Consider the following 22978-nt stretch of genomic DNA (forward strand, 5'->3'; position numbering starts at 1 on the left):
CCGTCGGCGGGCCTCACCCGGCGGACAGGAGGTGGTCCATGGCGCGCCGGCACAGGTCGGCGGCCTCCTCGCCCGCCGTGGACGTCACGCTGAGGAACAGCCGCCCGCCCAGCCCCACCACGATCACCAGCGGCGCCCCGGACAGGCTGGTGTGCGCCGCCCCGTGGACGGCGGCCAGCCGCAGCGGCCCGTACGTCCCGGGAAGGTCCAGTCGCGTGTTGCTCACCGACACGTCGAACCGGGGGCCGCGCGTCTCGCCGCGCCGCAGGAGGGCGCCGACGGCGCGGTGCGGCAGGAACGAGGTCAGCCGGAAGACGCGCACGAGCGGCCGCAGCTCCTCCGGGGTGAGCCGGGCGTGGATCCCGGCCCGTGCGGCGCGCGCGGCCGCCCACAGGTCGTCGGTGCCGCCGTCCACGGGGACCACGAAGCTCGCCGCGTACAGGCCCATGGCCTCACCGGGCGACGGTTCGAGCACCCGGCGCAGGTCCGCCGCCACCGCGATCCGCGCCGGGCGGCCGGGCGCGGCGGCCCGTGCGAAGGCCGCGCACAGGGCGGCCTGCAGTGTCGCGCCCTGCGCCCGGCACCGCTTGAGCAGCAGCTCCGTCTCTTCGCGCTCCAGTGACCACGCGTGGTAGGAGAGCCGCCCGTCCGAGGGGTAGGGCGGCCGTACGGGCCCGCCCAGCGCGCGGGCGGTCTTCAGCAGGTCCCCGGGGTGGGCGCGGGGGCCGGGGATCAGCTCGTCCGCGGGTGCCGCCAGCACCGGCACCGGGCCCGCGTCCGACGCGTCCGACGCTTCCGCCGCGGCCCCCCGGTGTGCGCCGGGCGGCCGCGCCGGGCCGGGCAGGCGGGTGCCCGCCGGATCCGGCCCCCCGAGGTGGGTCAGCAGGTCGCGCATGACGACGCCCGCGGAGACGGCGTCGGCCACCAGGTGGTGGTAGACGGTGACGAGGTCGAAGGCCTCGCCCGTGTCGACGAGCACGAAGCGGGCGAGGGGACCCGTACGGGTGTCGAAGGGCCGCTGGAGCTCCTCCTCCACCACGCGGGACCAGGCGCCCGCACCGGCGTCCGGGACCATTCGCACCCCCGGGTCCGGCACCCCGGCCGTGGTGAGCCGCCCCTGCCACGGCCCAGGGTCGGCGATGCGGACGCCGAGCAGGGGGTGGCGGCGGCGCACGGACGCCACGGCCGTGCGCACGCGCCCGGGCGTGGTGCGGCCCTCGACCCGGGCCACGGCGGCGATGTTGACCGGGAGCCGCTCGCCCGCGGCCCAGATGACGCGTTCGTACGGGGACAGTCGGCGGCGCATGGGGGTGCTCCCCCTTCCTGGCGGGGTTCCTGGTGGGGTTCCTGGCGGGGCGGTCAGCGCTTCAGGGCGCCGCGCAGCCCCTCGGGCAGCGTGACGGCGGGCCGGTACGGGAGGCGGCCGCCGGGGGCGCAGGTCCACGCGGGGTGCAGCGCCTCGGCGACCTTGTCGGGGTTGAGCGCCGACGAGCTGCCGAACAGCCGTGCCGCGGCCATGGCCAGCGGCCCGGGGATGTGCACCACCCGCGGCGCCCGGCGCCCGAGCGCGGCCGCCACGGCGGCGCCGATGTCCTCCCAGCGGTGCTCGGTGCCGTCGCAGACGTGGTACGTGCCCACGTCCGTCGTGCCGGGGTCGGCGGCGGTGATCAGCGCCCTGCACAGGTCGTCGACGTGGATCAGCGAGTAGTGCCGCGGCCCGGGCCGGCCGACCGCGGGCAGCAGGCCCGTACGCACCGCCGCCACCAGCCGCGGCAGGAACTCCGGGTCACCCGGGCCGTAGACGATCGGCGGCCGGACCACGACGGCCGGCAGCCGGTCCGCCGCGTCCCGCACCGCCCACTCGCCGCCGAGCTTGCTGCGCCCGTACGCGGAGACCGGCTCCGGCGGCGCGTCCTCGTGACGCCGTCGTCCGGGGCCGGAGGCGGCCAGCGACGAGCAGTACACCAGGCGCGGCGGCACGGCGGCGACCGCGGCCGCCTCGCACAGCCGCCGTGTGCCGGCGGCGTTGACGGCGGCGTAGGCGCGGGGGTCCCCGGCCTTGGTGACCCCCGCCAGGTGGACGACCCGGTCCACGCCCCGCAGCGCGACGGCCAGCCCTTCCCCGGTGGCCAGGTCACCGGGCACGCTGCGGGTGCCGGGCACGTCGCGGCCGCCGCGCACCAGCGCGGTCACCTCGTGGCCGCGGGCGGTGAGGTGGCGTACGAGGTGGCCGCCGATGAAGCCGGTGGCGCCGGTCACGAGGTACCTCACCGCAGGCCCCCGCCGTCGCGCTCGTACAGCCGGTGTGTCCTGAAGTGCACCCCGCCCATGGCCTGCGCGTGCCGGTTGGAGCCGCGGTTGTCCTCCAGGATCCAGGACAGGTCGGTCTCGGTGTAGCCGAGCCGGAACGCGGCGCGCTGCGCGTCGGCGAGCAGCACCGCCACCAGCCCGCGGCTGCGGTGCTCCTTGCGCACGCCCGAGGTGCCGCCCCTGACACGGGTGATGCGCCCCATGGCGCGGCTGATCCGCAGCATGCCGACCGGCAGTCCCCAGGTGGTGAGCCTGCCCCGCGCGGTGCGCAGCGCCTGGTTCACGTCCGGTACCCACAGCGTGAAGGCGGCCGGCTCGCCGTCCACCTCGGCGATCCGCACCAGCTCCGGGTGGACGACCGACTTCAACTGTGCGGCCATGTGCAGGAACTCGGCGTCGGTCAGCGGCACGGAGGCGTAGTTCTCGGCCCAGGCGTCGTTGTAGATGTCCTTGATGACGGCCATGTCGGCCTCGTAGCGGTCCGGGTCGAGCGGCCGCACCCGCACGGCCGGGTCGGCCAGGGTGCGCGCGGCGACCCGGGCGATCGCGGCGGGCGGCTCGCCGTCCGGGGGCATCGGCACCAGCCAGGACAGCAGGTCCTTGGCCTTGCCGAAGCCGCAGCCGGTCAGCAGGTCCGCGTAGTACGGCGGGTTGTACGGGATGCCCACGCTCGGCGGCCCGTCGAAGCCGTCCACGAGCAGTCCGCACTCGTCGTTGACGGAGAAGCTGAGCGGGCCCAGCATCCGGGTCAGCCCGCGCCCTGCCAGCCAGTCGGCCGCCGCGTCGAACAGGGCCCCGGCGGCCTCCAGGTCGTCGGCGCACTCGAAGAGCCCGAAGTGACCGCACTTGTAGTCGTGCCGCTCGTGGAAGCGGGGGTCGGTGACGGCCGCGATCCGGCCGACGGTCCGGCGCCCCCGGCGGGCGAGGAAGAGCCGCGCCTCGGCCGTCTCGAAGAAGGGGTTGCGGCGCGGGTCGAGGAAGGCGCGCACCTCGCGCTCCAGCGGCGCGACCCAGTGCGGTTCGTCGCGGTAGAGCGCGTACGGCAGCCTGATGAAGGCCGTCGTGGCGGCGCGGTCCTCGACGGGGGTGACGGTGACGGCGTTCACCGGGCCACCGCCTGGGCGGGCAGGTCCGGGACGAGGCCGACCCGGCGGCCGGCGGCCGCGAAGGCGCCCAGGATCCGCCCCAGATGGGCGTCGGAGTGCGTGGCCTGCACGGTCACCCGGATCACGCAGCGGCCCTCGGGGACGGCGGGGGCACCGACCGCGTTGGTGAACACGCCCTCGTCGAGCAGGGCCTGCCACATGCGGGCGCACACGGTCGCGTCCCCGATGAGGACGGGCACGACCGGGGTGACCGAGTCGCCCGTGTCGTAGCCGAGCGCGCGCAGCCCCGCCCGCAGCGCCTCCGCGAGGGCGAGCACGCGCCGGCGCCGCCAGGGCTCGGCCGCGGCGATGCCGAGCGCGGCGATCCCGGCGGCGAGGGCGGCCGGCGGCATCGACGCGGAGAAGAGGATGGAGCGGGCGCTGTAGCGCAGGTAGTCGATGACGTGCGCGGGACCGGCGAGGAACCCCCCGGTGGAGCCGAAGCACTTGGACAGGGTCCCGGTGAACAGGTCGACCCGGTCCATGAGGCCGAAGTGGTCTGCGACACCGCGCCCGCCAGGGCCGAGCAGCCCGATGTCATGGGCGCCGTCGACGACGAGGCGGGTGCCGTGCCGGGCGGCGAGCTCCGTCAGCTCGGGGAGCCGGCACAGGTCGCCGTCCATGGAGAACATCCCGTCGGTGACGACGACCTTGCCCGCGGCCGGTTCCGCGGCCGTGGCCTGCTCCAGGAGCGTGTCCAGCCGCACGGTGTCCGAGTGCGGGTACAGGACGCGGCGGGCCGCGCCGAGCCGGATGCCGTCGACCAGCGAGGCGTGGTTGGACATGTCGCTGAAGGCGATGTCGCCGCGGCCGAGCAGCGCGGCCACGGCGAGGTTCGCCTGGAAACCGGTGGTGACCACGGCGGCCGCCTCGGTGCCCAGGAAGTCCGCGATCCGCTCCTCCAGTTCGCCGTGGAGGGGAAGGGTGCCGTTGAGGGTGCGCGCACCGGAGCAGGAGGCGCCGTAGCGGGTCAGCGCCTCGGCCGCGGCCGCCGTCACCCGGGGGTCCGTGGACAGGCCCAGGTAGTCGTTGCAGCCCGCCATGACGACGTCCCGCCCCTCGACGACGGCCTCCCCGTCGCCCGTCATGTGCAGGGAGCGGTAGAAGGGCCGGACGCCCGTCTCCACCATGGCCCGCACGAAGGTCGACGACGACAGGTCCTTGCGGAACGCGTCGGTGGCGTCCTGGATTTCGGTCACTGGCCTTCGGTCTCCCTTAGGTGAGGGGCGAGTGGATGGTGAGCCGGGCGATGTCGGCCATGCTCGGCCCGGTGTGCCGCACCGGCGGGGCGGCGGCCCGGGCGCCGGGCAGCTCGCGGGCGAAGGCCCGGGCGAAGGCGAGCGCCTGCGCGCGGGCCAGATGGGACCCGAGGCAGTAGTGCAGGCCGCCGCCGAAGGCCAGCAGCCGCTGCGCCGGCCGGTCCGCGTCGAAGACGTGCGGGGCGGGGAAGCGCGCCGGGTCGCGGTGCGCCGCGCCGATGAGCGCGTGGACGACGCGTCCGGCGGGCACCGGACGGCCGCCCAGCTCGGTGTCCGCGTCCGCCACGCGGGTCACCACCCGTCCCGGCGGGTCCCAGCGCAGCAGTTCGTCCGTGAGCGGCCCGGCGAACCCCGGGTCCTGGCGGATCCTTTCGGCAGACGCGGGGTCGGTGATCAGCGTCAGCGCCGTGCCGGCCAGCAGGGCGGCCGTGGTGGGCACCCCCGCGGAGAACAGCGTCAGCAGCAGGTAGCGGGCCCCTGCCGGGTCCTCGGCGGCCCACCGGGACAGCAGGTCCCCCGTGGGGTGCCGGCGGCGCTCGGCCAGCGCGCGGTCGTACGCGTCGAGCAGGGACAGCGCGGCGGCGTCCGCCCGCCGTACGACGCTGGGCGGTGCGGCGAGCTCCTCCACGCGCACCATGGCGGCGCTCTCGGCGGCGAGCCACCCCCGGTCGATCCACTCCGGCAGCCCGGCCATCTCCGCCAGGACCGCGGTGGGCAGCGGCCGGCAGACCCGGGCGACGACGTCGGCGGCGCCGTCACGGCGCACGGCCGCGGCGAACTCCCGCACATGGCGGTCGGTGAGCGGCTCCACGAGCCGCTCCGCCGCCTCCCGCACGACCCGCGGGGCCAGCACCGCGTTGAGCGGACGCCGGCGCGCGGTGTGCTCCGGCGGATCCTGCTGCAGGGGCGTCTCGCACAGCCCGACCGTGCTCGCGCTCTCCCGCCACCCGGGGCGGTGGGCGTCGCGCCACCGGGCCCCGAGGGTGAGCCACTCCCGCCCGGTCAGCACCTGCCGGCACTCCTCGTACCCCGTGACCAGGAGCGCGCCCCACGGCGTCGGCACGAGCGGCCCTGCCGCGGCGAGTGCGTCGTACGCCGCTGCGAGCGCCTGCGGCTCCACGGCTCTGCGCCACTGCCGGACGAGGCCCGCCGCGGAACGCGCGTCAAGGGCGGTGGGCTTCGGGGACAGCATCACGTGGCTCATGTGTCAGGAAACGGACTTCGGCTCGGAGGCAGGAGGGGGAGCGTCGCGGGGCGCACGGGGCGGCGTACGCCGGACTGGCGCCCCTGAGAGTGCTCTGCCGGAGGTGTTCCGATCCAGTCACATAGGCACTTTTCACCCACTCGTGAACGTAATTCGCCTTTCCCCCGCACGGTCCGCTACGGTCGACCGTCCGTGTCCGGACCGCCCCGTGTCCCCCGCAGGTGCCATGGACGCGGATGCGTGGACGGCGTATCCCGTGACGGGGATCGCCGGCGGCTTCCCCGCCGGCGGGGAAGCGGTGTGCCGGGCGGACCGTGGGGCCGGTGCCCGCGGTCGGCGCCCGATGGGGCCGCTCACATCCGTCGAGGCCGCGCCGCCGGCTCGCGACCCCCTTGCGCTGCGATCGGGGCCTCCCGCGCCCCGCGCGTCTGACGTGCTGGTCACCGCCACCTGTCGCACCGCCGCCCGGGGTGGCGCCGTGGGAGGAATAGCCCGATGGGGCATCTCGTTGGAAAGGGTGGTTGAATAATCAACAACATATCGTGAGACGACGGAGGAGGGTGAAGCCGGTGCAGTTCGGGATCTTCACTGTGGGTGACGTGACCATGGACCCCACGACCGGCAGGGCGCCGACCGAGCACGAGCGGATCAAGGCCATGACGGCGATCGCGCTCAAGGCCGAGGAGGTGGGCCTCGACGTCTTCGCGACCGGTGAGCACCACAACCCGCCGTTCGTGCCCTCGTCCCCGACGACCATGCTCGGCTGGATAGCCGCCCGCACGGAGAGGCTGATCCTCTCCACCTCGACCACGCTGATCACCACGAACGACCCGGTGAAGATCGCCGAGGACTTCGCGATGCTGCAGCACCTGGCCGACGGCCGCGTCGACCTGATGATGGGCCGCGGCAACACCGGACCGGTCTACCCCTGGTTCGGGCAGGATATCCGGCAGGGCATCCCGCTGGCGGTCGAGAACTACGCGCTCCTGCACAAGCTGTGGCGCGAGGACGTCGTCGACTGGGCCGGCCGCTTCCGCAGCCCGCTGCAGGGCTTCACCTCCACGCCCCGCCCGCTGGACGACGTGGCTCCCTTCGTCTGGCACGGCTCCATCCGCTCGCCGGAGATCGCCGAGCAGGCCGCGTACTACGGCGACGGCTTCTTCCACAACAACATCTTCTGGCCGGCCGACCACACCAAGCGGATGGTCGAGCTGTACCGCGCGCGCTACGCGCACTACGGCCACGGCACCCCGGAGCAGGCCATCGTCGGCCTCGGCGGCCAGGTGTTCATGCGGAAGAACTCGCAGGACGCCGTCCGCGAGTTCCGGCCGTACTTCGACAACGCCCCGGTCTACGGCCATGGGCCGTCGCTGGAGGACTTCACCGAGCAGACCCCGCTGACCGTCGGTTCGCCGCAGCAGGTCATCGAGCGGACGCTGGGCTTCCGCGAGTACGCGGGCGACTACCAGCGCCAGCTGTTCCTGATGGACCACGCGGGACTGCCGCTGAAGACCGTGCTGGAGCAGCTCGACATGCTCGGCGAGGAGGTCGTGCCGGTGCTGCGCGAGGAGTTCGCCAAGGGCCGCCCCGCGGACGTGCCGGAGGCCCCGACGCACGCCTCGCTGGTGGCCCGGCGTGACGCGCAGGCGCTGGAGGAGAAGGAGAAGGAGGCCGCGAAGTGACCGCCGCACCCCTCAAGCTCGTGGTCGTCTCGGCCGGCCTGAGCACGCCGTCCTCCACGCGGCTGCTCGGCGACCGGCTCGCCGAGGCCGTACGCCGGGCCGTCGCGGACGGCGGCCGCACGGTCGACGTGCGGGTGGTCGAACTGCGCGACCTGGCCGTGGACATCGCCCACAACATGGTCACCGGTTTCCCCGGTCGCGCCCTGGCGGACGCCGTCGCCGCCGCCACGGAGGCGGACGGCCTGATCGCGGTGACGCCGGTCTTCTCGGCCTCGTACAGCGGGCTGTTCAAGTCGTTCTTCGACGTCATCGACAACGACGCGCTGGCCGGCAAGCCCGTGCTGATCGCCGCCACCGGCGGTACGGCCCGGCACTCGCTCGCGCTGGAGCACGCCTTGCGGCCGCTCTTCGCCTACCTGCGGGCCGTGGTCGTCCCGACCGCCGTGTACGCGGCCTCGGAGGACTGGGGCGGCAGCGGCGACGCGCTCACCGACACCCTGCCGACCCGTATCGTGCGCGCCGCGGGCGAGCTGGCGGCGCTGCTGGTGACGCGGCCCCCGGCCCCGGTGACCGCGGCCGATACGGTCGTTCCGTTCGCACAGCAACTGGCCGCCCTGCGGCCCGAGTAGGAGAGACGATGGCACTGCGCGTCGCCGACAACCCCGGCAAGTCCCGTTTCGAGATCTTCGACGCGGCGGAGGAGGGCGGTGCCGAGGAGGTGGCCGGCTTCGCCGAGTACCACCTGTACCGGGACCAGATAGCGTTCATCCACACCGAGGTGGACCCCCGTTTCGGCGGTCGCGGGCTCGGCGGCGCCCTCGCCCGGGCCGCGCTGGACGCGGCCCGCGAGCGGAAGCTGGCGGTGCTGCCGTTCTGCCCCTTCATCCGTGCGTGGATCGGCAAGCACCCCGAGTACGTGGACCTGGTGCCGGAGGGCGAGCGCCCGCGCTTCGGCTTCTGAGGCCGGCCGGGGTCTCCGGCGGCCTCCACGGCAGACGGCGGGCGGGCCGGAATGGATCCGGTTGGTTGAATGTTAAACCGACCGTGCGGGGCCCGGACCGGGCCCGCCGAGACTGCCGAGGAGGGCGTCATGCCTGCCGTGACCGTGGAGAACACCCTGCTGCTGCCCCGTGTCGCCGGGCCCGACCCGCTGACCGCCGAGCAGCGCCCGGTGCGCAGGGTGACCGCCGCCCCTCAGGGCTTCGAGGGCGAGGGCTTCCCGGTGCACCGCGCCTTCGCCGGTGTGCCGACGCGGGAGCTCGACCCCTTCATCCACATGGACCAGATGGGTGAGGTCGAGTACGCGCCGGGCGAGCCCAAGGGCACGTCGTGGCACCCGCACCGCGGCTTCGAGACCGTCACGTACATGATCGACGGCCGCATGGAGCACCAGGACTCGCACGGCGGCGGAGGCACGATCACCGACGGCGCCACGCAGTGGATGACGGCCGGCAGCGGCATCCTCCACATCGAGGCGCCGCCGGAGGAACTGGTCGTCTCCGGCGGGCTGTTCCATGGCGTCCAGCTGTGGGTGAACCTGCCGCGGGCGAACAAGTGGAACGCGCCCCGCTACCAGAGCATCGAGGGCCCGGAGGCGGCGCTGCTGTCCTCGCCCGACGGCGGCGCGCTGGTCCGCGTCATCGCCGGCGAGGTCGCGGGCCACGCGGGACCGGGGAGCACCTTCACCCCGATCACGCTGGTCCACGCCACCGTCAGTCCCGGCGCGCGCCTGGTCCTGCCCTGGCGGCCGGACTTCAACGCCCTGGCCTACGTGCTGTCCGGGCGCGGTACCGCCGGAGCCGAACGGCGCCCGCTGGGCGCGCACCAGCTGGCCGTGTTCGGCAGCGGCGACACCCTGACCCTGGAGGCGACCGACCACCCCGACAGCCGCACCCCCGCCCTGGACGTCCTGATCCTGGGCGGCCGCCCGATCCGCGAACCGGTCGCGCACTTCGGCCCGTTCGTCATGAACACCAAGGCCGAGGTCATGCAGGCCGTCGAGGACTTCGAACGGGGCCGGTTCGGACGGGAGCCGGCCGGCCACATGCCGCACACCGCACCCGGAGAGGAGCTCGCGTGAACACCACCACCAACCACGGGTCCTACGCCGCCTACGAGGAGACCACGGCGGAGCGCTGGGCGCGCGCCGGGCTCTACTTCGAGGCCAAGGAGTACACCGAGGCGGCCCGGCTGCTCACGGCCGTCGTCGACGAGGTGCCCGAGCAGGTCGCCCCGCGCCTCCTGCTCGCCCGCGCCTACTACCACTCCGCCCAGCTCGGCCGTGCCGAGGAGCAGTTGCGCGTGGTCGTCGAGCGCGACCCGGTCGAGCACTACGCGCACCTGATGCTGGGCCGGACCCTCCAGCGGCAGGGGCGCGAGGCCGAGGCCGCGCCCTGGCTGCGGCTCGCCGCGGCCTTCGCCGGGGAGCTGCCCCCGGAGGACTGAGCCGGTGCCGGGCCCCGGACCGGGGCCCGGTGGCACACGCGGCGCCGCCGCCCTAAAGCCTGGGCAAAGAGCCTGGCCGGGGCGGCGGCGCCGGGCGTATGTTCCCCTGCGGCTTCGGCAACTACTACGGGGGGAAAGCCGTGTCCGCACGTTCCGGCACGTCGTCCGCGCTCGGCTGGGCGCTCACCATCACCTTCAACATCGTCCTGCCCATCCTCACCTACGGCCGGCTCACCGACGCCGGCTGGAGCGAGTTCTCCGCCCTGCTCGTCTCCGGCGTGTGGCCGGTGCTGGACACCGCCATCACGCTCGCCTGGCGCCGCAAGGTGGACGAGTTCGCCGTCATCACCCTCGTGTTCCTGGTGATCACCGTGGTCGTCACCGTCGTGGGCCCGCACTCCACGCGCCTGCTGCTGGTCAAGGACTCCGCGGTCACCGGCCTGTTCGGGGTGGTCTGCCTGGCCAGCCTGCTCGCGCCCCGGCCGCTGATGTTCTACTTCGGGCGCAAGTTCGGCACCAACGGCACCAAGGAGGACGCCGAGCGGTTCGACGGCCTGTGGCAGTACGAGGGCTTCCGCCACGTCATCCGCACCATGACCGTCGCCTGGGGGGTCGGCTACATCCTCGAGGCACTCGCCAGGATCGGCCTCTCGTACAAGCTGTCGACCGCCACCATGGTGACGGTCAACTCGGTGATGGCGTACGCCGTCACCGGTGTCCTCATCGCGTGGACGATCCTCTACGGCCGGCGCGCCGCCGCCCGCGGCAAGGAGCGGGAACGGCAGGCCGCGGAGGCGGCGGCGGCGGAGGCGGAGGCCGCCCGGGCCGGCGAGGCGGCCGGGGCGCCCGGCGTACCCGGGGCCTGACGGTAACCGCCGCGCATCGCGCACGTCCGGCGGTCCGGGCGGCATCGGGGGCACGTGCCGCCACGTCGGCCGGGCAGGTCGTGGCCACCGGCCGGTCGTTGCCGGTAGACCGGCTGCCATGGACAGTGAGACCGAAGGACAGCGGCGGCCGGTGGTGGTCACGGAGCGGGGCTCCGTGCGCGGGGTGACCGGGGAGCGGGGCGTGGCGGCCTTCCGCGGGATCCCCTATGCGGCGTCGCCGGTGGACGCGTTGAGGTTCGCCCCGCCCGCACCGCACCCCGGCTGGGCCGGCGTGCGCGACGCGGCCCACGCCGGCCCCGAGGTGCCGCAGGCGCCGTCCCGGCTGGCGGTCGTCATGGGCCCGCGCGAGCCGCACGGGGACGAGGACGGCTGCCTCACCCTCAACGTGTGGGTGCCCGAGGGGGCGCTCGAGGCCGGTGCCGATCCCCGGGCGGTGCTGGTGTGGTTCCACGGCGGCGGCTTCACCACCGGCTCGGGCGGCTGGGACTGGTACGACGGCACGCGGCTCGCCGCCCTCGGCGGCATCGTCGTCGTCACCGCCAACTACCGCGTCGGCCCGCTGGGCTGGCTGTACCTGCCGGAACTCGGCGCGGACAACCTCGGCAGCCGGGACCAGGCCGCGGTGCTGCGCTGGGTCCGCGACAACATCGCGTCCTTCGGCGGTGACCCCGCGCTGGTCACGGTGGGAGGGCAGTCGGCCGGCGCGTACTGCGCGCTCTGCCTCGCCGTCGACCCGGGCACGCACGGACTCGTCCGGCGGGTGCTCGCCGAGAGCGGGCCGTGGGGGCTCGCAGCGCGGGAGCCCGCCGAGGCGGCGGAGGTCACCGCCGCCTATCTGCGGCTCCTGGGCGTGAGGCACCCGCCGGAACTGCGGGAACTGCCCGCGGAGCGGCTCGTGTCGGCGTACGGGCGGCTGTCGGCCGAGCGCGCCCGGCCCGGCGACGTCGCCCCGCCGATGCACCCGGTGCTCGGCGGGGCGGGCCTGCCCCGCGCTCCGATGGCGGCGGTGGCCGTGGGCGGCCTGGACGGCACGGACGTCCTGCTGGGCAGCACGCAGGACGAGATGACGGCCTTCCGTGCCGCCTCGCCCGCCGGCTTCCCCGACGCGGCCGGGACCGAGCGGGTCTTCGGGGCCGGGGTCACCGCGATCGCGGCCCACTGCGCGGAGCGGGGCCGGCCCGCGTACGCCTACCGCTTCACGCGGCGCCCGCCCGGCGACGACGGCACCCTGGGTGCCACGCACTGCGCCGAACTCCCCTTCCTCTTCGGCGATTTCGCGGCGTACGCCGACGCCCCGATGCTGGGCCCGGTGGACGACGCCGACCGCGCCCTCGCCCGGGCCTTCGGCGGGGCGCTCGCCGCGTTCGTGGCGACCGGCCGCCCGGACGGCGGGGAGGACGGGGAGGACGGGGACGGGGACGGCGGGGAGGGGCGCGGGCCGTGGCGGCCGTACGAGCCGGGGACGGCCGCCTCGGTGAGGCGGTTCGGGCCGCCGGTGCGTTAACTCTTCCGGGGGATCGCACAAATATTCGAACACGGGATACGCTGCGGGCATGTCGACTTCAGGCGATGAGCGAGACCTCTTCTCGGATCCCGACCGGACCGCGCCCCTCACGGCGCGCGGTCCGGCACCCGCCCTCGACCCGTTCCGGACCCCTGGCTCCGCGGGCGCGTCCACGGCCCCGGCCGCGCGCGCGGTGGACGGCCCGGGGCGCGGGGCCATAACCCCGCGCCCCGGCGCCGAGCGCTGAGCCCGACCCCGCTGGGCGGCCTTGCGCGGACTTTCGGTAGGGGAGTGGCCGCCCTGGTCACGCCGCCTCCGACGGGACGGTGAGGTACATGGGCGAGGCTCCGGCCGTCGGCCCGGCGCCGCGGCGCACGGTGCGGGACGCGTTGTCCGGCTCGCCGACCATCACCCTGCCGGGCGTTCACGCGGCCCTGGCCCGGGTGGAGGGCCCGGGGCTGCCGACCGCGACGATCGTCCGCGAAGGGGAGGCACGGGACCGCGCCCAGGCCCCGGTGGGCACCCGCGACGCGGGACGGCTGACCTTGACGGTCGGCGGCGACGCGGCCAGGCTGCACCTCGGGCCGGGGCGGCTGACCCGCTCCTCGTTCGGCGTCCGTGCCGAGCTTCCGGGCCGGGCCTGCCGTTTCGAACCGGTCAGCTCCCACAGCAGTGTGGTGTGGCGCGACGGGCAGCAGGTGGCCGCGTTCGGGAGAGCTCCCCGCCGCCGCAGGACGCCGCCGTGGGCTACCTGCCGGCGACCGCCTTCGGTACGGGTGCCGCGAGCACGGGCACGCTCATCGTCGAGGCCCTGATGGGGATGTTCGGCGCCGGCGGGCCCTGAGCCGGGTGGCGGTACGCCGGGGCCCGGCCCCCGTGGCGACGGGGGCCGGGCCGGAGCGTCCTCGTGGCGTCCGCCGGTTCAGCGGCCCACACCGGAGGGCTCGACCGGTGCCGGGGCGGTGACCGGCCGCACCGGGGCGGGCTCGACGCCGGCCTCGTCGTGGGTCATGTCCGGCAGCCAGCCGAGCCACTTGGGCAGGTACCAGTTGCGCTCGCCCAGCAGGGCCATCACCGCGGGGAGCAGCACACCGCGGATGACGGTGGCGTCGATGAGCACCGCCGCGGCCAAGCCCACGCCCATCTGCTTCATGCTCTGCATGGACAGCGTGCCGAAGATCGCGAAGACCGCCACCATGATGACCGCGGCGCTGGTCACCACACCGGCCGTCGTCGTGATGCCGTGCCGGATCGCGCCCTGCGTGGTCAGCCCCCGCATCCGCGCTTCACGGATCCGGGAGACCACGAAGACGTGGTAGTCCATGCTCAGCCCGAAGAGGATCACGAACAGGAACAGCGGCAGCCAGGCCACGATCGCGCCCACGCCCTCGGCGCCCACCAGGCCGGCGCCCCAGCCGTGCTGGAAGACGATGGTGAGGATGCCGTAGGCGGCGCCCACCGACAGCAGGTTGAGCACGATCGAGGTGACCGCGATGGTCAGCGACCGGAAGGAGAGCAGCATCAGCAGGAAGGCGAAGGCCACGACGAAGGCGAAGACCGGGGGAACCGCGTCGCCGATCTTGTCGGTGAAGTCCATCGAGGCCGCGGTCGAGCCGCCGATGGGCGCCGTGACGCCGGCCACCTCGCCCAGGGTGCCCGGGCGCACCTCGTCGCGCAGGACCTTCAGCGAGGCCTCGGCCCTCTCCTCGTCCGTGCCGCCCGTCAGCGGCACCTTGAGGACGGCGACGCCCGCCTTCTCATGGAGCTCCGTCTCCACAGGCCCGGGGGAGGCGCCCTTGGCCACGGCCTCCCGGGAGAAGGCGTCGATGGCCTGACGGACCTCGGGCGAGGTGATGTCCGAGGCCTTGACGACCACCTGGGCCGGGTCCGGGCCGCCCGGGAACGCCTTGTTGATGTCCTCGTACGCCCGCACGACCGGCAGGCCGTCGCCCAGTTCCTGGCTCAGCGTCAGGTTCGCGGTGTTCAGGCCGACCGCCGGGACGGCCAGCGCGACCAGTGCCCCACCGGCGACCGCCGCCGCCACCACCGGGCGGCGCAGCACGCCCGCGAGGACCGCCCGCCAGATGCGGGACTCCCCGCTCGCCCCCTTGCCCCGGCGGCGCAGGAAGGGGATCCGGCCCTTCTCGACCCGCTCGCCCAGCAGGGACAGCAGCGCGGGCAGCACCGTCACCGAGCCGAACATCGCCACGGCCACCACCATCATCGTGGCCAGGCCCATCGCCTTGAAGTCGCCGATGCCGGTGAAGAGCATGCCCGCCATCGCCACGATCACCGTCACGCCGGAGACCAGCACCGCCCGGCCGCTGGTGGCCGCCGCGATCCGCAGCGCGGTCTGCGCGTCGTGTCCCGCCTCCCGCTCCTCGCGCTCACGCCGCAGGTAGAACAGGCAGTAGTCGACGCCGACCGCCAGGCCGACCAGCAGCATCACGGAGTTGGCGGTGTCGCTCATGTGCACCCCGTGGCTGACGACGGCCACCAGGCCGGTCGTCGCGAGGAAGGCCGTCATCGCCAGTGCCACCGGAAGCAGCGCCGCCACCAGCGCGCCGAAGGCGATCAGCAGGATGCCGAGCGCGACCGGCAGAGCCGAGTACTCGGCGCGCTGGAAGTCGCTGCCGAAGGCGTCGTTGAAGACCTTCTCCGAGCTGGCCTCGCCGAACTGCTCGACCTTCAGGTCACGGTGCCGGTCCTGGACGCCCTGGACGGCGTCGACGACCGGCTCGACCCGGTCGGGCGCCGTCTGCGGGTCGCCGCGCAGGTCGAACCTCACCAGTGCGGACCGGCCGTCCTCGGAGACCGCTCCGACGTCGTACGGCGACTGGACGGAGGCGACCTCGCCGGTGCCCTTCACCGCGGCGACGACCTCCCCGACCACAGCCCGGAACGCCGGGTCGGTGGCCTTCAGGGAGCCCCCGGCCGCCTGGACCAGCACCATCTCACCGGCCGGCCCGTCGTTCAGCCCGGCGTCGTCCAGGATGGCCACCGCCTGCCCGAACTCCCCGGGCACCTCCTCCCGGTCCGTCAGGTCGACCCGCCCGGCCATCGAGCCGATGACCAGCGCGAGTACGACGAAGAGCAGCCAGCTCCCGACCGCCGTCCAGCGGTGCCGGGCGCTCCAGCCGCCCATGGCGGCGGCGATGCCCTGCCCGCGTACCGTCCCCGCGGTACGTGCCCTGCCGTGTGCGCTTGCCACGGTTGCGAACCCCCTCGAAGCCGGGCGGTGGAACCTCACCACCGCCTCGCCCTCGACGCTATGGGTCCACGGGACGGCACCCCATCCGGCTGACAGGTGAACCGGCGGAGGGTTTCTCCTCCCCAGGGAGTGGGGAAAACCCCCGCCCACGGGAGTGTTGCCCCCTACAACGACCGCCGTCGCGGTGCCCGGCCGCACGCAAACGGGATGCGCCGGCCCCGGGGTGCGGCGCCCGGCCCCGGGCTACTGCCGGTAGCCCGCGAGGAAGCGGCCGATGCGGCTGATGGCGGCGTCCAGGTCGTCGGCGCGGGGGAGGGTCAGGATGCGGAAGTGGTCCGGGCGCGGCCAGCTGAAGCCGGTGCCCTGGACGACCTGGATCTTCTCGCGGAGCAGGAGGTCGAGCACGAACTTCTCGTCGTCGTGGATCCGGTGCACCTTCGGGTCCAGCCGGGGGAAGGCGTAGAGCGCGCCCTTGGGCTTGACGCAGCTGACGCCGGGGATCTCGTTCAGCTTCTCCCAGGCCTTGTCGCGCTGCTCGTGCAGCCGTCCGCCGGGCAGGATCAGGTCCTTGATGCTCTGCCGGCCGCCGAGCGCGGCCTGGATCGCCTGCTGGGCCGGGACGTTGGGGCACAGCCGCATCGAGGCCAGCATCGTCAGCCCCTCCAGGTAGCTCTTGGCGTGCTGCCGGGGCCCGGTGACGACCAGCCAGCCGGAGCGGAAGCCCGCCACGCGGTAGGCCTTGGACAGCCCGCTGAAGGTCAGGCACAGCACGTCGGGGGCGAGTTGGGCGGCCGAGTGGTGGACGGAGTCGTCGTAGAGGATCTTGTCGTAGACCTCGTCGGCGAAGACGACCAGGTGGTGCCGGCGCGCCAGGTCGAGCATGCCTTCGAGCAGTTCGCGCGGGTAGACCGCGCCCGTGGGGTTGTTGGGGTTGATGATCACCAGCGCCCGCGTACGGCTGGTGATCTTGGAGGCGATGTCGTCGAGGTCGGGGAACCAGTCCGCCTGCTCGTCGCAGAGGTAGTGCACGGCCTTGCCGCCGGCCAGGTTCGTCACGGCCGTCCACAGCGGGAAGTCGGGGGCCGGGATCAGCACCTCGTCGCCGTCGTCCACGAGGGCCTGGACGGCCATCTGCACCAGCTCGGACACCCCGTTGCCGAGGAAGACGTCGTCCACGCCGACGTCGGCGAGCCCGCGCTCCTGGTAGTGCTGGGCCACCGCCCGGCGGGCCGACAGGATGCCGCGCGAGTCGCTGTAGCCGTGCGACGTGGGGAGCGTGCGGATGATGTCCTGCAGGATCTCCTCGGGCGCCTCGAAGCCGAACAGCGCAGGGTTGCCCGTGTTGAGACGCAGGACGCTGTGCCCGGCCTCCTCCAGCGCGTTGGCGTGCTCGATCACCGGCCCGCGGATCTCGTAGCAGACGTCCGCCAGCTTGCCCGACTGCTTGTACTCCATGCGACGGCCTCCCGACCCGGTCCCGCGATCCTGCTCGGTACGCTGCTCTCCTTGGTTTTACCAAGTACGCGCTTGGAAAGTCCAACCACTTGTCTACACTGGGGATCATGCCGCGCCGAAGTTACGACCAGTACTGCGCCGTCGCCCGCGCCCTGGACACCGTCGGGGAGCGCTGGACGCTCCTGATCGTCCGGGAGCTGCTGGCGGGTCCCCGCCGGTACACCGACCTCCACGCCGACCTGCCCGGCGTCAGCACCGACGTCCTCGCCTCCCGGCTCAAGGAGATGGAGCGCGACGGCCTGGTCACCCGCCGCCGCCTCGCGCCGCCCGGTGCCGCGTACGTCTACGAACTCACCCGGCGCGGAGGTGAACTGCTCCCCGTGCTCGGCGCCCTCGCCGAATGGGGCGCGCCGGAACTGCAGGACCCGCGGCCCACCGACGCCGTCCGCGCGCACTGGGCGGCCGTGCCCCTCATGCGGCACCTCGCCGCGCTCCCCGGGGTCCCCGCCGGAGTGGTCGAGGTCCGCCTCGACGAGGGCGCCTTCCACATCGAACTCGGCGGTGGGACCCCCTCGTACGCCGACGGCCCCGCCAAGCGCCCCGACGCGGTGCTCGCCGTGCCCGCGGGCGCCGTCCGCGGCATCGCGGAGTCCCTGCGCGACGGCGGCGCCGAGGTCACCGGCGACGGCCCCCTCGCCGACGCCCTGCGCGGTGCCTGACCGCTGTACGGTGCGGGCATGGAACGTCGGCGCGTCGAACTCGGCCCGGTGCAGGAGACCCTGCTCATACCGCTGCACGCGAGGGCGGCCGAGACGCGCCGCAGGCGGCCGCTGACCCGCGACCCGCGGTCGGTCGAACTGGCGGGCGCCCTCGACTACGACGTCTCGCGCATCGGCGGCGGGCTGAAGCTGCTCGGCCCGGTCTTCCGGGGCGTCGTCCTCGACGACTGGGTGCGCGAGTTCCTGGCCGAGCACCCGTCCGGCACCGTCGTCGAGATCGGCGCCGGCCTGAACACCCGTTACGAGCGGGTCGACAACGGCACCGCCACCTGGGTCGAGGTCGACCTGCCGGACGTCATCGCGCTGCGCCGCGAGCTCTTCGCCGAGCACGCGCGCCGCCGCATGGTCGCCGGTTCGGCCGCGGAACCGGACTGGGCGGCCGCCGTCGCGGCGGCGCCCGGCCCCTACCTCTTCGTCTCCGAGGCCGTGCTCATCTACCTCACCGAGGCCGGGGCCCGTTCCGCCGTGGACGTCATCCGCGACCGGTTCCCCGGATCGGTCCTCCTGATGGACACCGTCGGCTCCGCCGAGGCCCGCCGCCCGCGCGCCGTCAACGTCGGCTGGAGCTGTGACGACCCCCGTGAACTGGCCGCATGGGGCCTGCGGTTGCGCGACTCCCGCACGCTGTGGGACCTCCCGCCGCAGGCCCGCGCCCGGCTCACCCCGGGCCGCCGCGTCCTGAGCGCGCTGCTCGACCGCGCTTCGCGCGCCGGCGGTTCCCGGCTCAACCGCTTCGACGTCGGAGCCCCGGGCGCCTAGGCCGTCTCGTCACGAGCGTTGTTGACACCGGTCCTGGCTTGATCAAGGCGAAGGCCTCCGGTGTGGTGGAGGTGTCTAGGACTGCACCACACGGAGGTCTTCGTGTCCCACCGTAATGCCCGGCTGGTCGAGCGTGTCTGCGCGGGTCGCCCTGTCGCGCATGTGGCCGCCGAAATGGGCATCTCCCGAGCCACCGCCCACAAATGGGTCCGCCGCTGCCACACCGCACTCGGCGGCCACCCACCCATCACCCGCGTGAACAACGCTGCGGGTCAATACACCTAGGGCACCGGCGGAGCGGCGCCCCAGACCGGCGGTACGGCCGGGTGCCGTTCGCGGAGCCGGGCGACCCGGGCGGTGATCCCCAGGACGAGGCCCGTGATCGCCAGCGTGAGGCCGAGCAGCGCCGCCAGGGCCGGCAGCAGCGCGCTGCCGCGGTCCTCCAGAACCCGGGCCCGCACCCCGGCGGCGGGGAGGGTGCCCGACTGCTCGCGGAGGAACCAGCGGGAGTCCCTGGAGTCCGCGCGATGGTCGCCGAGCAGGAAGAGCCGCCCCTCGGGCACCGTGACGTCGAACGCGGGCGCGCCGCCCGACGGATCCCCGTCCTTCACGTACGGCTCGGACAGCTCCTTGCCGTTCACCGTCACCGGCCCGCCGCTGCGCTCCGCGACGCGGTCGCCGCCCGTGCCGATCACGCGCTCCAGCACCAGCCCGCCGTACCGGTCCTGCCCGTCGATCAGCACCACGTCGCCGCGCCGGACCTCGTCCCCGCCCACCCGCTCGAACAGGAGCCGCTCACCGGGGGAGTAGGTCGGCTCCATGGCCGCGCTCGAGACGGTGCCCGTCGTGTAGCCGGTCCGGGCCGTCACCACCGCACCGACCGCGAGCACCAGCCCCACCGGTCCGAGCACCCACGCCGCGATACGCCGCCGTCTTCCCGCCGCCTCTGCCATGACCCCTCCCGAATCCGTGCACGGCACACTAGACGACCGCCGTCCGGCCGGAACCGTGGCCCCCCGGGCACCGCCCCGGTACCGTCGTCCGGGAACACCGGGGGGTGGGGGATGTCGGCTACGCACGTCCGCGCGCAGGTGGCGTCCTTCGCCGCGGCGCCCGTTCTGGCGGTCGCGGCCGCGGTCGCCGCCGTGCTGACCGCGCTGTCCGGCCGTTACGGCTTCCACCGCGACGAGTTGTACTTCCTCGTCGCCGGCGACCACCCCGCCTGGGGTTACGTCGACCAGCCCCCGCTGACCCCGCTCGCCGCCCGCCTGTCCACCGCGGTCTTCGGCGAGACGCCCGCCGGGCTGCGGGTGGTGGCCACCCTCGCCTGCGCCGCGACGGTCGTGGTCGTCGCCCTCGTCGCCAGGGAACTGGGCGGCGGGCGTCCGGCGCAGGTGCTCGCGGCTGTGTGCACGGCGGTCTCCGGCTTCGTCCTCGCCGTCGGCCACCTGGTCTCCACCGCCACCTTCGACGTGCTCGCCTGGGTGGTCGTCTGCTGGATCCTGCTGAGGCTGCTGCGCACCGGGGACGGCCGGCTGTGGCTCGCGGTGGGTGCGGCCCTGGGCGTCGGCCTGGAGAACAAGTACCTGGTCGCTCTGCTGGCCGTCGCCCTCCTCGCGGCGCTGCTCGCCACCGGCCCCCGGCACGTGCTGCGCGGTTGGTGGCCGGTCGCCGGAGCCGCGGTGGCGCTCGCGCTGGCCCTGCCCGGCCTGTGGTGGCAGGCGGCGCACGGCTGGCCCCAGCTGACCGTCGCGGGCGGCATCAGCGCGGACGACGGCGCCGAGAACCGCCTCCTGTTCGTGCCCCAGCAGATCCTCTTCCTCTCACCGGTGTTCGTGCCGGTGTGGATCGCGGGCGGGCTGCGGCTGTGGCGCGATCCCGCGCTGCGCTGGGCCCGTGCGTTCGCCCCGGCCTACGTCCTGCTCGCCGTCCTGGTCGTCGCTTCCGGCGGCAAGCCGTACTACTGCCTGCCGTTGCTGCTCGTGCTGCTCGCCGCGGGCTGCGTCAGGTCCGTCTCCCGGCCGCGCGCCATGTGGCCGGCCATCGCGGTCACGGCGGTCATCAGCGCCCTGATCTCGCTGCCGGTGCTCCCGCCGCGCGGTGTGGCCGTCGTGAACGCCGTCAACAAGGAGCAGGGCGAGCAGATCGGCTGGCCGCAGCTCGCCGACGCCGTCGCCGACGCCTGGTCGGACCTGCCCGCCGCCGACCGCTCCCGTGCCGTCGTCCTAGCGCAGAACTACGGCGAGGCCGGCGCCCTCGCCCATTACGGCCCCGCCCGGGGACTGCCCGCCCCCTACTCCCCCCACATGAGCTTCGCCGACTGGGGCCCGCCACCGGACTCCGCCACCGGACCGGTGCTGCTGGTGCGTCAGGAGGACGCCGACGGCGTCGAACGCCACTTTGCCGGCTGCCGCCAGGTCGGCCGCGTCGACAACGGACAGCACGTCGACAACGAGGAGCAGCACGCCGCGATCGTCCTGTGCACCGGCCCGGACGAACCGTGGTCACGGCTGTGGCCGTCGTTGCGCCACTACTACTAGGCCGGTCCGACACGGGAGAAATGAAGGGGCGAGGCGGGGGCGCCGGGTTACGGTGGCAGCACTCGACGAACACGCTCCCTGAGGGACGCCGCAGAACGGGAGCGGCCCGCACGGTTGGTCGTGCGGTCACGGAGGGGCGGCACCACTTGCCCCTGCCCTTCCGGAGGAGTTCCCCATGAAGATCGGTCTCGGCCTTCCCGTCGACGACCCCGCCGTGCTGACGACCTGGGCCCGCAGCGCCGACGACGGTCCGTTCAGCACCCTCGGCCTGCTCGACCGTCTCGTGTACGACAACCCCGAACCGCTGGTCACCCTCGCCGTGCTCGCCGGGGCGACCCGCCGGATCCGGCTGCAGACCGAGGTGCTCATCACCCCGTTCCGCGACGGCGCCGTCCTGGCCAAGCAGGCCGCGACGCTGGACCGGCTGTCCGCAGGCCGCTTCACCCTCGGCATCGGCGTGGGCGCCCGCGAGGACGACTTCCGCGCGGCGGGAGCCGACTTCCACCGCCGCGGCCGCCTGCTCGACGAGCAGATGACCGTGTTGCGCCGCCTCTGGGCGGGTGACCCGTACGGCGACGGGGCCGGGCCGATCGGTCCCGCCCCCGCGACCCCGGGCGGGCCCGAGGTGCTCTTCGGCGGCTTCGCCCCGGCGGCGATCGACCGGGTCGGCCGCCACGGCGACGGCTTCCTCGGCGCCGGGCTGCCGCCCAAGGCGATGGACCGGCTCTTCCGGGAGGCGGAACGGAGCTGGGAACGGCACGCACGGCCCGGCCGGCCCCGCCTGGTCGCCCAGGCCAACGTCGCGCTCGGTCCGGACGCGGTGGTCACCGCCGCCCGCGCCAACGTCCGCGCCTACTACGCCTTCACCGACTTCGCCGACCGCGTGGCGGAGGGCCTCCTGGCCACTGCGGAGCAGATCCGCGACGCGGTCGCCGGGTACGCCGGCATGGGCGCCGACGAAGTGGTGCTCTACTGCTGGTCGTCGGACCCCGCCCAGGTCGAACGCCTGGCGGACGTCGTGTCCTGACGGCGCGCCGCGCCTCAGGCCAGCGCCAGCGCGAACCGGGGCCGCAGCGCCTCGTCGAAGCGGCGCAGCAGCAGCCGGGCGACCTCCGGGGCGTCGCCGAGGACGTCGGCGAGGACGTCCGCCCCGGAGGCCACGGCGCCACGGGCGATGCGGTCGGGCAGGAAGCCCGGCGCGATGACGTACGGCGCGACGGCCACGTGCCGTACGCCCTCGGCGCGCAGCGCGCGCACCGCCTCGTCCGTGGTGGGAAGGGATGCGGAGGCGAACGCAGGCCGCACGGCGCACCAACCGGTACGCCGCCACTCCCGCGCGATTTCTGCGATCACTGCGATCGCCTCCGGGTCCGAGGAGCCCGCCGACGCCAGGACGATCCCGGTCGAGGGGCGGTCGCCGGGGCCGAGCCCGGCCTCGCGCAGCCGCCGCTCCAGCGCGGCGAGCAGCAGCGGCGAGGGGCCGAGCACGTCGGCCCGGCGCACGCGCATCCGGGCGTGCCGTGCCGCGGACTCGCGCAGCACCGCCGGGATGTCGGCCTTGGCGTGGAAGGCCCGGGTGAGCAGCAGCGGCAGCGCCACCACCTCGCGCACGCCCTCCGCGGCCAGCCGGTCCAGGACCCGCGGCACGTTGGGCGCGCAGTGGTCGAGGAAGGCCGTCTCCACGCGCAGCCCGGGACGGGCCGCCCGGACCCGTTCGGTCAGCGCGTGGACGGTCGCGGCGTGCCGCGGGTCGCGGCTGCCGTGGGCGATGACGAGGAGGACGGGGTGCGCGGTCATG

20 protein-coding genes and 1 pseudogene are annotated in these 22978 nt (G+C 74.6%); 12 read left to right on the forward strand and 9 right to left on the reverse strand.

Features of this window, described 5'->3' with window-relative positions; translation table 11 throughout:
- Positions 1-13 precede the first annotated feature (13 nt).
- The 5 genes from ACFYYN_RS07385 to ACFYYN_RS07405 are packed head-to-tail and all read right to left on the reverse strand — an operon-like array spanning position 14 to position 5918.
- A complete protein-coding gene (locus ACFYYN_RS07385) occupies positions 14-1306 on the reverse strand; it encodes a condensation domain-containing protein (protein ID WP_500545017.1) in 1293 nt (430 codons plus the stop codon).
- A gap of 53 nt (positions 1307-1359) precedes the next feature.
- Positions 1360-2271 carry an NAD-dependent epimerase/dehydratase family protein gene (locus ACFYYN_RS07390; protein ID WP_500545018.1) on the reverse strand — a complete coding sequence of 304 codons (912 nt, stop codon included), beginning with the start codon at positions 2269-2271 and terminating at the stop codon, positions 1360-1362.
- On the reverse strand, positions 2268-3416 hold the full coding sequence (locus ACFYYN_RS07395) for a GNAT family N-acetyltransferase (RefSeq protein WP_500545019.1): 1149 nt from the start codon (positions 3414-3416) through the stop codon (positions 2268-2270). Before ACFYYN_RS07395 ends, ACFYYN_RS07390 begins: the two co-directional genes overlap by 4 nt.
- Positions 3413-4654 carry an aminotransferase class I/II-fold pyridoxal phosphate-dependent enzyme gene (locus tag ACFYYN_RS07400; RefSeq protein ID WP_500545020.1) on the reverse strand — a complete coding sequence of 414 codons (1242 nt, stop codon included), beginning with the start codon at positions 4652-4654 and terminating at the stop codon, positions 3413-3415. The genes ACFYYN_RS07395 and ACFYYN_RS07400 overlap by 4 nt, the downstream gene beginning before the upstream one ends.
- 16 nt (positions 4655-4670) lie before the next feature.
- The gene (locus ACFYYN_RS07405) at positions 4671-5918 is read right to left on the reverse strand and encodes a cytochrome P450 (RefSeq protein ID WP_500545021.1); all 1248 of its coding nucleotides are present in this window, start codon (positions 5916-5918) and stop codon (positions 4671-4673) included.
- Between the two features lie 569 nt (positions 5919-6487).
- Here ACFYYN_RS07405 and ACFYYN_RS07410 point away from each other — a divergent pair.
- From ACFYYN_RS07410 to ACFYYN_RS07440, 7 genes are all read left to right on the forward strand, one after another.
- Positions 6488-7600, forward strand: coding sequence for an LLM class flavin-dependent oxidoreductase (locus ACFYYN_RS07410; RefSeq protein ID WP_499514639.1), 1113 nt, complete (start codon positions 6488-6490; stop codon positions 7598-7600).
- Positions 7597-8229, forward strand: a complete 633-nt coding sequence (locus ACFYYN_RS07415; RefSeq protein ID WP_500545022.1) for an FMN reductase — start codon at positions 7597-7599, stop codon at positions 8227-8229. The genes ACFYYN_RS07410 and ACFYYN_RS07415 overlap by 4 nt, the downstream gene beginning before the upstream one ends.
- A gap of 8 nt (positions 8230-8237) precedes the next feature.
- A complete protein-coding gene (locus tag ACFYYN_RS07420; protein ID WP_500321757.1) occupies positions 8238-8561 on the forward strand; it encodes a GNAT family N-acetyltransferase in 324 nt (107 codons plus the stop codon).
- 129 nt (positions 8562-8690) lie between these two features.
- Positions 8691-9680 carry a pirin family protein gene (locus ACFYYN_RS07425; RefSeq protein WP_500545023.1) on the forward strand — a complete coding sequence of 330 codons (990 nt, stop codon included), beginning with the start codon at positions 8691-8693 and terminating at the stop codon, positions 9678-9680.
- Positions 9677-10045 (forward strand): tetratricopeptide repeat protein, encoded by a 369-nt coding sequence (locus ACFYYN_RS07430; RefSeq protein WP_500321754.1) that lies wholly within the window; start codon positions 9677-9679, stop codon positions 10043-10045. Before ACFYYN_RS07425 ends, ACFYYN_RS07430 begins: the two co-directional genes overlap by 4 nt.
- Before the next feature lie 140 nt (positions 10046-10185).
- Complete coding sequence (locus tag ACFYYN_RS07435; protein WP_500545024.1) at positions 10186-10911, forward strand: VC0807 family protein; 726 nt, start codon at positions 10186-10188, stop codon at positions 10909-10911.
- A 118-nt stretch (positions 10912-11029) separates the two neighbouring features.
- Positions 11030-12436 (forward strand): carboxylesterase family protein, encoded by a 1407-nt coding sequence (locus ACFYYN_RS07440; protein ID WP_500545025.1) that lies wholly within the window; start codon positions 11030-11032, stop codon positions 12434-12436.
- Between the two features lie 922 nt (positions 12437-13358).
- Here the strand turns inward: ACFYYN_RS07440 and ACFYYN_RS07445 are convergent.
- A complete protein-coding gene (locus ACFYYN_RS07445; protein WP_500545198.1) occupies positions 13359-15581 on the reverse strand; it encodes an MMPL family transporter in 2223 nt (740 codons plus the stop codon).
- A gap of 309 nt (positions 15582-15890) precedes the next feature.
- Positions 15891-17102: a pyridoxal phosphate-dependent aminotransferase gene (locus tag ACFYYN_RS07450; protein WP_499514647.1), complete on the reverse strand. Its 1212-nt coding sequence runs from the start codon at positions 17100-17102 to the stop codon at positions 15891-15893.
- A 104-nt stretch (positions 17103-17206) separates the two neighbouring features.
- On the opposite strand from ACFYYN_RS07450, the gene ACFYYN_RS07455 reads away from it, so the two are divergent.
- The 3 genes and pseudogenes from ACFYYN_RS07455 to ACFYYN_RS07465 form a co-directional block, all read left to right on the forward strand.
- Positions 17207-17821 carry a winged helix-turn-helix transcriptional regulator gene (locus tag ACFYYN_RS07455; RefSeq protein ID WP_500545199.1) on the forward strand — a complete coding sequence of 205 codons (615 nt, stop codon included), beginning with the start codon at positions 17207-17209 and terminating at the stop codon, positions 17819-17821.
- 18 nt (positions 17822-17839) lie between these two features.
- Positions 17840-18640, forward strand: coding sequence for a class I SAM-dependent methyltransferase (locus tag ACFYYN_RS07460; RefSeq protein WP_500545026.1), 801 nt, complete (start codon positions 17840-17842; stop codon positions 18638-18640).
- A 102-nt stretch (positions 18641-18742) separates the two neighbouring features.
- Positions 18743-18856, forward strand: a pseudogene (locus tag ACFYYN_RS07465) (helix-turn-helix domain-containing protein); the annotation flags it as partial.
- Between the two features lie 65 nt (positions 18857-18921).
- On the opposite strand, the gene lepB reads toward ACFYYN_RS07465, so the two are convergent.
- The gene (gene lepB / locus ACFYYN_RS07470) at positions 18922-19593 is read right to left on the reverse strand and encodes a signal peptidase I (RefSeq protein ID WP_500439448.1); all 672 of its coding nucleotides are present in this window, start codon (positions 19591-19593) and stop codon (positions 18922-18924) included.
- Between the two features lie 111 nt (positions 19594-19704).
- Here lepB and ACFYYN_RS07475 point away from each other — a divergent pair, with 111 nt between their 5' ends.
- Both ACFYYN_RS07475 and ACFYYN_RS07480 read left to right on the forward strand, forming a co-directional pair.
- Positions 19705-21180 carry a glycosyltransferase family 39 protein gene (locus ACFYYN_RS07475; protein WP_500545027.1) on the forward strand — a complete coding sequence of 492 codons (1476 nt, stop codon included), beginning with the start codon at positions 19705-19707 and terminating at the stop codon, positions 21178-21180.
- A 175-nt stretch (positions 21181-21355) separates the two neighbouring features.
- Positions 21356-22207, forward strand: a complete 852-nt coding sequence (locus ACFYYN_RS07480; RefSeq protein ID WP_500545028.1) for an LLM class flavin-dependent oxidoreductase — start codon at positions 21356-21358, stop codon at positions 22205-22207.
- Between the two features lie 14 nt (positions 22208-22221).
- On the opposite strand, the gene ACFYYN_RS07485 is transcribed toward ACFYYN_RS07480, so the two are convergent.
- Positions 22222-22977 carry a sirohydrochlorin chelatase gene (locus ACFYYN_RS07485; RefSeq protein WP_500545029.1) on the reverse strand — a complete coding sequence of 252 codons (756 nt, stop codon included), beginning with the start codon at positions 22975-22977 and terminating at the stop codon, positions 22222-22224.
- Position 22978: the final 1 nt, after the last annotated feature.

It is taken from the genome of Streptomyces sp. NPDC001902 (genome assembly GCF_042891295.1).
In the GTDB taxonomy this organism is placed as follows: Bacteria; Actinomycetota; Actinomycetes; order Streptomycetales; family Streptomycetaceae; genus Actinacidiphila.